This is a genomic window from Variovorax sp. 160MFSha2.1 (assembly GCF_048305075.1).
GTDB lineage: Bacteria > Pseudomonadota > Gammaproteobacteria > Burkholderiales > Burkholderiaceae_C > Variovorax > Variovorax guangxiensis.
This window is the reverse complement of the sequence record NZ_CP157624.1, coordinates 2,427,838-2,439,523: the sequence shown is the minus strand read 5'-3', so window position 1 is coordinate 2,439,523 and position 11,686 is coordinate 2,427,838. Positions and strand designations below refer to the sequence as shown.

General features: G+C 68.2%; 6 protein-coding genes. 1 reads left to right on the top strand and 5 read right to left on the bottom strand.

The window, feature by feature from the left end:
* Positions 1-11: 11 nt before the first annotated feature.
* Positions 12-596 (bottom strand): TetR/AcrR family transcriptional regulator, encoded by a 585-nt coding sequence (locus tag ABL838_RS10875; protein WP_184636334.1) that lies wholly within the window; start codon positions 594-596, stop codon positions 12-14.
* Positions 597-860: 264 nt separating this feature from the next.
* Here ABL838_RS10875 and ABL838_RS10870 point away from each other — a divergent pair, with 264 nt between their 5' ends.
* On the top strand, positions 861-1,226 hold the full coding sequence (locus tag ABL838_RS10870; protein WP_126024225.1) for an SPW repeat protein: 366 nt from the start codon (positions 861-863) through the stop codon (positions 1,224-1,226).
* Between the two features lie 39 nt (positions 1,227-1,265).
* On the opposite strand, the gene ABL838_RS10865 is transcribed toward ABL838_RS10870, so the two are convergent.
* From ABL838_RS10865 to ABL838_RS10850, 4 genes are all read right to left on the bottom strand, one after another.
* Positions 1,266-2,741: an efflux transporter outer membrane subunit gene (locus ABL838_RS10865; RefSeq protein WP_418125304.1), complete on the bottom strand. Its 1,476-nt coding sequence runs from the start codon at positions 2,739-2,741 to the stop codon at positions 1,266-1,268.
* 18 nt (positions 2,742-2,759) lie between these two features.
* The gene (locus tag ABL838_RS10860) at positions 2,760-6,056 is read right to left on the bottom strand and encodes an efflux RND transporter permease subunit (protein WP_418125303.1); all 3,297 of its coding nucleotides are present in this window, start codon (positions 6,054-6,056) and stop codon (positions 2,760-2,762) included.
* 670 nt (positions 6,057-6,726) lie between these two features.
* Entirely contained in the window at positions 6,727-9,846 is a 3,120-nt protein-coding gene (locus tag ABL838_RS10855) for an efflux RND transporter permease subunit (RefSeq protein WP_418125302.1), read from the bottom strand.
* A gap of 40 nt (positions 9,847-9,886) precedes the next feature.
* A complete protein-coding gene (locus tag ABL838_RS10850) occupies positions 9,887-11,548 on the bottom strand; it encodes an efflux RND transporter periplasmic adaptor subunit (RefSeq protein ID WP_418125301.1) in 1,662 nt (553 codons plus the stop codon).
* Positions 11,549-11,686 lie beyond the last annotated feature (138 nt).

Below are 11,686 nucleotides of genomic sequence, written 5' to 3'. Positions count from 1 at the left end.
CTGCGGGGGACTCAGGCGCCGGCGACGATGCCGCGCCAGAAGGTCTCGAAGCCGGCTTCGCAGTAGCCGGCGCGCCCTTTCCTGCTCTTGGTCTGCGCGACGAAGACCATCGTGGTCTCGGCCATCGCGCCCAGCATCGCGCCGAGGAAGGGCAGCGGCTGGTCGCGTATCAGCCCGTTGCGGATGCACTCCGTCGCCAGCACCTCCAGCCGCAGGAACGGCGCCATGCCCGCCGCCTTGCTTTCATCGCTCACCTGGTCCGACACCTTGAGCTGCGACATCACCTTGAATTTTTCCGGGTTGTCGACGCCCCAGTACACATAGCGGTCCCAGATGTGGCGGTACTTTGTCTTGGGGTCCGCCTCCTCGGGCCAGTCGGCGAGCATGACCTCGGCGAGCTCGGTCTTCAGCTGGCGGTAGAGCTCGTTGACCAGCACTTCCTTGTTCGCGAAGTAGGTGAAGAGCGTGCCCTCGGCCACGCCTGCCGCGCGCGAGATGGCCGAGGTGGGCGTGCTCCACGCGCCCCGGCTGGCGAACTCGGCAATGGCTGCATCGAGGATCGCGTTGCGCTTGTCTTCGCTTCTGGGTCTGGCCATGGCGGTCGGCTGCGGTCTTTATTGATTGAGTACGTGCTCAATTATAGAAACGCGATCCGGATGCTGGCAACCATGGCGTCTTCCCGTCCGGGGCTCCCAGGCGATGCCGACCGACTACCTCCGCCGCCAGGTGACCGTGCCGCGCAAGTGGGAAACATTGGAGTTGCCACTCTAGGCGCGACGCAGCTCCAGCAGGAACCCCTCCGCCGCGGCAAGGGTCCAAAACTCTGTCGCGGCGCCTTGTCGCGACAGGAGGTAATGACCATGAAGCAAGTGAAGCATTGGCAAGACCCCGTCAACGCCGCCGCCGGCGCCTGGCTGATCGTCTCGCCCTGGGTCCTGGGCTTTTCGGGCATGACGGCCGCCATGTGGACGATGGTGGCGACCGGCATCGTGCTCGGCGCGGTGGCCCTGGGTGCGACCTTCGTGCCCCGGCAGTGGGAAGAATGGACCGAGGTCGCGCTGGCGGCCTGGCTCGCGGTATCGCCCTGGGTGCTCGGCTTCCGCGGCACCGAGACGGCGATGGTCAACGCGGTGCTCGTGGCCGCGGTGATCCTGGTGCTGGCGCTGTGGGTTCTCGTGACCGACAAGGACTACCTGGGTCACACCATGGACCGCCCGGCGCATTGACGACCGCCCGCGCCGGTCAGGTATCAGCGCTCGCCGCGCTTACCGCGTGGCAGGCGATGTGGCGGGCTGCGCCTGCGCAGCGCCGTCCATCCACCCGGCCTGCCAGCCACCGCCCATGGCCTGGATCAACGCGATGGCCGTGGTCTGGCGGTTGACCTGCAGCTGCACCAGCGTGCGTCGCGCGCTGAGCGCGGCGGCCTGTGCCGTGACCACGTCGGTGTAGCTGACCTGCCCCGCGCGGTAGCGGTTGAGCAGCTGCTGCTCGGTTTTGTCGGCCGCCGCCGAGGCCTCGCGGCGCAGGCCCTCCTGCTGCGCGAGCGTCGCACTCGCGGTGAGCTGGTCTTCCACCGCCTGGAAGGCCGTGAGCACGGTCTGGCGATAGCGCGCCACGCTGGATTCGTAGCCCGCCTTTGCCGAATCGACATTGGCCGCGATCGCGCCTGCGTCGAACACCACCTGCGCAACCGACAGCCCCAGCCCCCACAGCGTGTTGGACGAGCTGAACAGGTCCTTCACGCGGCTGACGTTGCTGCTGCCGACCGACGCCGTGAGGCTGATGTTCGGGAAGTACGCCGCGCGCGCAATGCCGATCTGCGCATTGGCCGCCGCCACCGAGCGTTCGGCCGCCGCGATGTCGGGACGGCGCTGCAGCAGCGTCGAGGGCACGCCCAGCGGCACGCCGGGCACCGTGGGCGTCCATTGCGCGGCGGGCAGGCTGAAGTCGGCCGGCGCCACGCCGATCAGCGCCGCGATGGCGTGCTCGTAGGTGGCGCGCGTGCGCTGCAGGCCCACGCGCTCGGCCTTGGCATTCACCAGTTGCGTCTGCGCCTGAAGCACGTCGGTCTGCGCGGCGATGCCGGCGGCATAGCGATTGCTGGTGATGTCGAAGGCGCGCTGGTAGCCCTGGATGGTCTCGTCGAGCAGCACGATCTCCGCATCGGCCTCGCGCAGCGAGAAGTAATTGGTCGCCAGGTCGCCGATGGCCGACAGCCGCGCCGCGGCCAGGTCGGCCTCGCTGGCCTGCGCGTTGGCCTGCGCGCTGCTCACCGCCTCGCGCAGCCGGCCCCAGACGTCGGGCGTCCAGCTCGCGCCCAACGATGCCGAGAAGCTGTTCGACGGGCTCGAGGTGCTGCTGCCACCCACCGTGCCCGAGCGCCTGCCGCTGCCGTCGAGCGACACCGACGGGAACAGCGCCGCGCGCTCGCCGCGCACCAGCGCCTGGGCCTGCGTGTAGTTGGCCACCGCGGCGGCGATGTTCTGGTTCGACACCTGCACGCGGCCGGCCAGGTCGTCGAGCGTGGCGTCGCCGAAGAGCCTCCACCATTCGCCGCGGTCGAGCGCGTCGGCCGGCGCCGCGGGCAGCCAGCCTTCGGCGGCCTTCTGCTCCTTCCAGTTGGCCGACGCGGCGGTGGCCGGCTGTTCGTAGCGCGGGCCGACCGCGCAGCCCGCGAGCATGGCGGCCAGTGCGAGCGCCGAAATCGAAAAGCGGGAAGTGGAAGTAAACAGTGCGTTCATGTCGTTGTCGTTTCTCGCTCAGGCGGGCGTCACGCGGCTCAGCTCGCGCTCGTTGGCGCCGCGGCGGCGCAGCTTGTCGAGCAGCAGGTAGACCACCGGCGTCGTCAGCAGGGTCAGCAGCTGGCTCGCGATCAGCCCGCCGATGATGGCCACGCCCAGCGGACGGCGCAGCTCGGCCCCCTCGCCGAAGCCGATGGCCAGCGGCAGCGCGCCGAGCGCGGCCGCCATGGTCGTCATCAGGATCGGGCGGAAGCGCAGCAGGCACGCCTCGCGCACCGCCTCCAGCGGCGTGAGCCCGCGCTGGCGCTCGGCCTCGAGCGCGAAGTCGATGATCAGGATGGCGTTCTTCTTCACGATGCCGATCAGCAGGAACACGCCGATCAGCGCGATGATGGAAAACTCCATGCGGAACATCAGCAGCGCCAGCACCGCGCCCACGCCCGCCGAAGGCAGCGTCGATAGCACCGTGATCGGGTGCACCAGGCTCTCGTACAGGATGCCCAGCACGATGTAGATCACGATCAGCGCCGCCAGGATCAGAATCGCCTGCTGGCCCTGCGACTGCTGCGCGCTCGCCGCCGTGCCCGCGAACGCGCCGCGCACGTTGGTGGGCATGGCGATGTTGGCCTCGGCCTTGGCGATGGCCTCGCGCGCGTCACCCAGATTGGCGCCCTCGGCGAGGTTGAACGAGATGGTCGTGGCCAGCTCGCCGTCTTCGTGGCTCACCGAGGTGGCCACCGACTGCTCCTCGAACTTCGCGACCGCCGACAGCGGCACGAGCGCGGTGGCCGTGTTGCTCAGCACGTTGCCCGTCGATGCGTTGCGCAGCGCCGCGTTGGCCGACACCGGCACGGTGGCCGCGGTTGCGGCGGACGAGGACGAGGAGGAAGACGAGGAACTCGACGAGGAAGTAGACAAAGACCCCGTCGACGTGCTGCTCGCCGCCACCTGCGTGGTCACGGTCTGCCCGCCCACCACCGACGTCCTGGTGGCCGGCACGTAAACGTCGCTCAGCGAGTTCGGGCTGCGCGTGTAGCGCTGCGCCCATTCCATCACCACGTGGTACTGGTTCAGCTCGGTGTAGATGGTCGCCACCTGCCGCTGGCCGAAGGCGTTGTAGAGCGCGTTGTCGATGGCCGTGGATGTCAGGCCCAGGCGCCGCGCGCTGTCGGGGTCGACCTTGGCCACCGTTTCCACGCCGTTCTGGTCCTGGTCGGTGTCAATGTCGGTCAGCACCGGCTGCAGCTTGAGCTCGTCGGCCAGCTTCACGGCCCAGGTGCGCAGGTCTGCGACGTTGTCGCTCTTGAGCGTGTACTGGTAGGTCGAGTTGCTTGCCCGGCCGCCCGAGCGCACGTCCTGCACCGTGCCCAGGAACACGCGCAGGCCCGTCACCTGGTTGAGCTGCGGGCGCAGCCGCGCGATGACCGCGAGGCCGCTGTCCTTGCGCTGGTTCGCCGGCTTCAGGTTGACGAACATGAAGCCGCCCCCTGCCCGGCCCGCGCCGGTGAAGCCCACCACGGTGTCGACCGCCTCGTCTTTCCGGATGATGTCGACCACCTGCCGCAGCTTCTCGGCGAGCGCCTGCGAAGAGATGCTCTGGTCGGCGCGCAGGCCGCCGTTGAGCTGGCCGCTGTCCTGCTGCGGGAAGAAGCCCTTGGGCGCGGCACTGAAGAGATACACGTTCAGCCCGACCACCGCCACCAGGATCAGCATCACCAGCGCCTTGCTGTCCAGAGCCCAGTCGAGGCTGCTCTCGTAGCGCTTGAGCATCCAGTCGTAGCTGCGCGCGGCGATGCGGCCCAGCCTGCCCTGCGGCTTGTTTTTGTCGTGCTCGCCGCCGGGCTTGAGCATCCAGGCGCACATCATCGGCGTGGTGGTCAGCGAGATCACCAGCGAGATCAGCACCGCCGCCGACAGCGTCACCGCGAACTCGCGAAACAGCCGCCCCACCTGCCCGCCCATGAACAGCAGCGGGATGAACACCGCCACCAGCGACACGCTGATCGACAGCACGGTGAAACCCACCTCCTTCGCGCCCAGCAACGCCGCCTTCATGCGCGTCATTCCCGACTCGATGTGCCGGCTCGTGTTCTCCAGCACCACGATGGCGTCGTCCACCACGAAGCCGGTGGCCACCGTGAGCGCCATCAGGCTCAGGTTGTTGAGGCTGAAGCCCAGCAGGTACATCACCCCGAAGGTGCCCAGCAGCGCCGCCACCGTCGCCACGGCCGGCACGATCGTCGCGCGTACGCTGCGCAGGAACAGGCTCACCACCAGCACCACCAGGATGACGGAGATCACCAGCGTCAGCTCCACCTCGCGCAGCGAGCCGCGGATGGAGTTGGTGCTGTCCGACGCCACCTGCAGCGTCACGTCGGGCGGCAACTGGGCCTGCAGTTCGGGCAACAGCGCCCGCACACTGTCCACCGTCTCGATGATGTTGGCCGAGGGCTGCCGGGTGATCAGCACGATGATCGCCGGCTCGCCGTTGAAGAGACCCAGCGTGCGCGTGTCCTCCACACCGTCGACCACCTCCGCCACGTCCTGCAGCCGCACCGCCGCGCCGTTGCGCCAGGCGATCACCATCGACGCGTAGTCGCTCGCGCGCAGCGCCGGCGTCTGCGTGTAGATCTGCAGCTTGCGCCCGTCGCCCTGCACCATGCCCTTGGGCCGGTTGGCGTTCGACGCCTGGATGGCGGCGCGCACGTCCTCGGTGCTGATGCCGTAGCGGTTGAGAGCGAACGGCAGCAGCTCGATGCGTACGGCGGGCAGCGAGCCCCCGCCGATCTCCACGTCGCCGACGCCATCGACCTGCGAGAGGCGCTGGCTGACGATGTTCGACACGGCGTCATAGATCTGGCCTGGTGTCTTGGTCTTGGACGTGAGCGCCAGGATGATCACCGGCGACGCCGCCGGGTTGGCCTTGCGGTAGGTCGGGTTGCTGCGCAGCGTGGCGGGCAGGTCGATGCGGCTCGCGTTGATGGCGGCCTGCACCTCGCGGGCCGCGCCGTCGATGTTGCGGCTGAGGTCGAACTGCAGCGTGACGCGGGTCGAGCCGACCGAGCTCGTCGACGTCATTTCGTTGACGCCTGCGATTGTTCCGAGGTGGCGCTCCAGCGGGGTGGCTACGCTGGTGGCCATCGTCTCCGGGCTCGCTCCGGGGATCGAGGCTCTTACCGAGATGACGGGGTAGTCGACCTGCGGGAGGGGGGAGACTGGGAGGACGAAGAAGGCTGCTATGCCGGCCAGGGCTACGCCTATGGTCAGAAGCACTGTGCCTATGGGGCGGCGGACGAACGGTAGGGATAGGTTCATCGCTGCTCTCCTTGCGGAGGGCGGAGGCCGGGTCTCGGCCCGGCGGCCGACCTACTTTTCTTTGCTTCGCCAAAGAAAAGTAGGCAAAAGAAAGGCGACCCCACTGTCTGCGACCCCTTCGCTGCGCTACGGGGCAACCTGCGGTGCTCGCGTTTCGCGGGGTCTCGCCCAAACTCGCTTCGCTCAGACAAGGGCGAGCCCTGATCCGCGAAACGCTGCGCTCCTCGGCGCAGCCAGAGGGGATTGGGGACACGCGGGCCATCGCTGCGCTCGGCCGCTGGTGGCCAGCAGGCGCTTTGCGCCTGCTGGGCTTGGGATTGGGCAGTGGGGTGATTGAAGCCGTTGATCTCGAATGCGCAGCCGAGCAACGCGAAGGCCCGTCCAGGCTGTTCAGAAGCCGAGCGAAGCGATGGCGCGGATCGATCCCTTCTGGCTGCGCCGAGGAGCGCAGACGTAGGAGGGATAAGGGCCGCAGCTGTTTGAGCGAAGCGAGTTCTGCGGACCCCCTCCGGAGTCGAGCACCGCAGGTTGCCCGTAGCGAAGCGAAGGGTCGCAGACAGTAGGGTCGCCTTTTCTTTGCCTACTTTCTTTTGGCGAAGCAAAAGAAAGTAGGTCGCCAGCCGGGGCGAGACCCGGCCCCGGAACACAAAACGACAAGAGGCGAACCAAGTCAAACCGCCTCCTCCTCAATCACAACATTCCGAGCACTCCCCCCACCCAGTCGATCAAACGCCAGATAAATAACAGGCGTAGTGAACAAAGTAAGCAACTGACTGACGATCAACCCCCCAAAAATCGCCAACCCAAGAGGCCGCCGCAACTCAGCCCCATCCCCAAAACTCAACATCAACGGCACAGCAGCAAACAAAGCCGCCAACGTAGTCATCAAGATAGGCCGGAACCGCAGCAAGGCAGCCTGGTGAATCGCTTCCCGAGGAGACTTCCCCTGTGTCCGCTCCGCATCGATCGCAAAGTCGATCATCATGATCGCGTTCTTCTTCACGATGCCGATCAGCAGGATGATCCCGATGATCCCGATCACCCCCAGGTCGTTGCCCGTGATCATCAGCGCCAGCAGCGCCCCAACCCCGGCCGAAGGCAGCGTCGACAGGATCGTCAGCGGATGCACGTAACTCTCGTACAGCACCCCCAGCACGATGTACACGCACACCACGGCGGCAAGAATCAGCCACAGCTGGTTAGACAACGATTTCTCGTAAGCCCCTGAAGCCCCAAGGAAGGTCATCGTCACGCTGCTGGGCAGCCCGATTTCCTTTGCCGCCGCACGAATCGCATCGACCGAAGCCCCGAGCGAAACACCGGGCGCGGTGTCGAAGTTCAGCGTGCTCGCCGGATACTGCGCCACGTGAGTGATCTGCAGCGGCGCCTGCTGCTCGCTGATCTGCGCAATGGCCGACAGCGGCGTCGCGGTGCCGGAGCCGGCGATCAGGCTCAGCTGCCCCAGCGTCTGCGGCGTGTTCACCATGCCGGGCTGGGCCTCGAGGATCACGCGGTACTGGTTGGTCTCGGTGAAGATGGTCGAGACGATGCGCTGGCCGAAGGCGCTGTAGAGCGCGTCGTCCACGGTGCTCGCGGTGATCGACAGCCGCGCAGCCGTGTCGCGGTTCACGTTCACGAAAGCCGCCAGACCCTGGGCGCCGGCGTCGCTGCTCACGTTGCGCACCTTGTCCGATTCCTGCAGCTTCGCGACGAGCTTCTTCATCCACTCGGTGATGGCGGCGCTGTCCACGCCTTCGAGCGACATGCGGTATTCGGTCGGGCCGGTCTCGGCGTCAATGGTCAGGTCCTGCGTGGGCTGCAGGTAGAGCGTGACGCCCGCCACCTGCCGCACGCGCTCGCGCAGGCGGTCCATCACGACCTGCTGGCTGTCGCGGTCTTTCGCGAGGTTGATGAGCATGCTGCCGGTGTGCAGCATCGTGTTGTTGGCCGCGTCGACGCCAACGAAGGAGCTGAGGTTCTCGACCGCCGGGTCTTCGAGGATGGCCTGCGCCGCCTGCAGCTGAAGCTGCGACATGCGGTCGAACGACACGTCCTGCGCGGCCTGCACGCGGGCCTGCAGCTGGCCGGTGTCCTGCGTGGGAAACAGGCCCTTGGGAATGGTGAGGTAGAGCAGCACCGTCAGCACCAGGGTGAGCAGCGCCACCAGCAGCGTGAGCGCCTGGTGCTCGATCACCCAGTGCAGCGAGCGGTCGTAGCGCACCATCACGCCGCTGAAGAAGCGCTGGGCGCGTGCGCCGAAGCCCTTGTCGGAGACCTGCTTCTTTTCTTCGTGCTTGAGCCAGCGCGCCGACATCATCGGCACCAGCGTGAGGGAGACGACCGCGGAAATCAGGATGGTGATGGCCAGCGTCACCGCGAACTCGCGGAACAGGCGGCCGACCACGTCGCCCATGAAGAGCAGCGGGATCAGCACCGCAATGAGCGACACCGTCAGCGAGATGATGGTGAAGCCGATCTGCGTGGCGCCCTTGAACGCGGCCTGCAGCGGCTTCTCGCCCTCCTCGATGTACCGCGCGATGTTCTCGATCATCACGATCGCGTCGTCCACCACGAAGCCGGTGGCGATGGTCAGCGCCATCAGGCTCAGGTTGTTCAGGCTGTAGCCCAGCAGGTACATCAGCCCGAAGGTGCCGATCAGCGAGATCGGCACCGCGATGCTGGCGATGACGGTGGCGCGCAGGCTGCCCAGGAAGGCGAAGATCACCAGCACCACGAGCACCACGGCCAGCACCAGTTCCATCTCGACGTGCTGCACCGAGGCGCGGATGCCGGCGGTGCGGTCGCTGAGCACCTCGATCTTCAGCCCGGCGGGCAGGCCGGCCTGCAGCTCGGGCAGCTGCTTCTTGATGGCGTCGACGGTGGCGATCACGTTCGCGCCGGGCTGGCGCTGCACGTTCATGATGATCGCGGGCGACAGCTTGCTGGTGCCGTCGGCCTTGTTGCCGGCCCAGGCGGCGAGCTGGTTGTTCTCGGCGCTGCTGACCACCTGCGCCACGTCGACCATGCGGATCGGCGCGCCGTTCTTGTACGAGACGATCAGGTTCTTGTAGTCGTCGACCGTCATCAGCTGGTCGTTCGAATTGATCGTGTAGGCGCGCTTGGGCCCGTCGAAGCTGCCCTTGGCCCCGTTGGAGTTGGCCGCCGAGATCGCGGTGCGCAGCGTGTCCAGCCCGATGCCGTTGGCCGCCAGCGCCTGGGTGTTGGCCTGGATGCGCATCGCCGGGCGCTGCCCGCCGCTGAGCGACACCAGCCCCACGCCAGAGACCTGGCTGATCTTCTGAGCGAGCCGGGTGTTGACCAGGTTCTGCACGTCGGTGAGCGGCAGCGTGTCGGAGGTGATTGAGAGCGTGAGCACCGGCGCGTCGGCCGGGTTGACCTTGGCGTACACCGGCGGCGCCGGCAGGTCGGCCGGCAGCAGCGAGCCGCCGGCGTTGATGGCGGCCTGCACCTCCTGCTCGGCCACGTCCAGCGTCTGGCCCAGCGAGAACTGCAGCGTGATGATCGACACGCCCGCGGCGCTGGTCGAGCTCATGCGGTCGAGCCCCGACATCTGGCCGAACTGGCGCTCCAGCGGCGCGGTGACGGTGTTGCTCATCACCTCGGGGCTGGCCCCGGGGTAGAGCGTCTGGACCTGGATGGTCGGGTAGTCGACCTGCGGCAGCGCCGACAGCGGCAGGAAGCGGAACGCCACCAGGCCGGCCAGCACGATGGCGACCATCAGCAGCGAAGTCGCCACCGGCCGGAGGATGAACGGACGTGAGGGGCTCAACGTGGGGCCTCCGTGCTGCTGCTACTGCAAGGACCGCTCGTCATTGGTTGCCGCGCCTGCCCTGCGCGCCTTCGCCGCCGCGGCCTTCGGACATGCGCTGCCAGCGTTCCAGCGCGGCCGGGTCGCCGCGGTCCAGCGCCTCGAGGAAACGCTTGCGGCGTTCCAGCTGCTCGGGGTTGTCCTTGGCGGAGTCGAGCATGCGCTGGCGCTGCTCGGCGGTAGGGAGCCTGGCGGGGGTTGCAGGGGCAGCAGGGGCCGATTCGGCCGAGGGCGCCGGGGATGCGGCCGGGGCTGCAGGGGCTGCAGGGGCTGTGGGGGCAGCAGCAGCCGGAGCGGCTTCACCGCCCCTGGGCGCGCCGGGCCCGCCGGCACCTGCGCCACCACCCTGGCGGCGGCCGCGATGCGTACCGCCTGCCGGCGCCGACGCCGCGCCGGCCGGACGGTCGGCCTGGGTCTGCACCCGCGCGCCGTCCTTCAGCCGGTCGCCGCCTTCGGTCACGACCTGCTCGCCGGCCTTCAGGCCCGACATGATCGCGACGTTGTCCACGCTCGATTCACCGCGCGTCACCGGCCGCTGCGACACGGTGCTGTCCTCGTTCAGCACGTACACGTAGTCGCCGTTGGGGCCGTGTCGCAGCGCGGTAACGGGCACCACCACGGCGCTGCTCACGGTGCGCAGCAGCAGCCGCAGGTTGACGAACTGGTTCGGGAACAGCGCGTTGTCGGCGTTGGTGAAGCGGGCCTTGGCCTTGACGGTGCCGGTGGCGGTGTCGACCAGGTTGTCCAGCGTGGAGAAAGTGCCGTTCGCCAGCCGGCGCGTGCGGGTACGGTCGAAGGCGGTGGCGTCGAGCTTGGCGCCCTGGGCCAGGCGCTCCTGCACCTCGGGCACGCGGTCCTGCGGGATGGCGAATTCGACGTCGATCGGCGCGATCTGAGTGATGGTGGCGACGCCGTTGGCGGTGCCGGTGGAGATGTAGTTGCCCGCGTCCACCGGCCGCAGGCCGATGCGCCCGCTCACCGGCGCGGTGATGCGGCTCCAGGCGAGATTGAGCTTGGCGGTGTTCTCGTTGGCGCGGTCGATGGCCACCGTGCCTTCGAGCTGCTTGACCAGCGCGGCCTGGGTGTCCACGTCCTGCCGGGCGATCGAGTCCTGGCCCAGCAGGGTCTGGTAGCGCTGCAGCGTGACGCGTGCCGCCGCGAGCTGCGCCTCGTCGCGCTGGCGTGCGCCGGTGGCCTGGCCGAGCGCGTTCTGGAACGGCTGCGGATCGATGGTGGCGAGCACGTCGCCCTTCTTGACCATCTGCCCTTCCTGGAAAAGCACCGCCGTGAGCACGCCCGACACCTGCGGCTGGACGATCACGTTGGCCAGCGGCGTGACGGTGCCCAGCGCCTCGAGCTGCACGGGGATGTCGGCCTGCCGGGCGGTCGCGATGCCGACCGTGCTGGAGGCCGCGCCGCCGCCGCCACCACGCCCCCCCGGCCCGCCCGGGCCTCCGGGACCGCCCTGTCGCCCGGCGCCCGGGCCCGCACCAGGGCCGGCAACCGGCATCTTCGAGCGCTGGACCAGATACCAGGCGCCGCCGCCCAGCACCGCCAGCAGCAGCAGGGCCAGCAGGCTGCCCATCCAACGGCGTCTGCGTACCGTCGGATGCGTGGGAGACACGGTGGAAGGCAGAGGCTCGGTTGGTTTTTCTTGTTCCATGGACGGTGCGTGCGAAAGGTGCAGAGGTGCGGACCAGCGTAGTACAGCGCGGATGGTAGTCCGGCTCTTTGCTGGGCCGTAAAGCGGCGGTAAAGCTGGCTGGCGCCCCGTCGGAGCCTCCTCGAAGCCTCCCCGAAT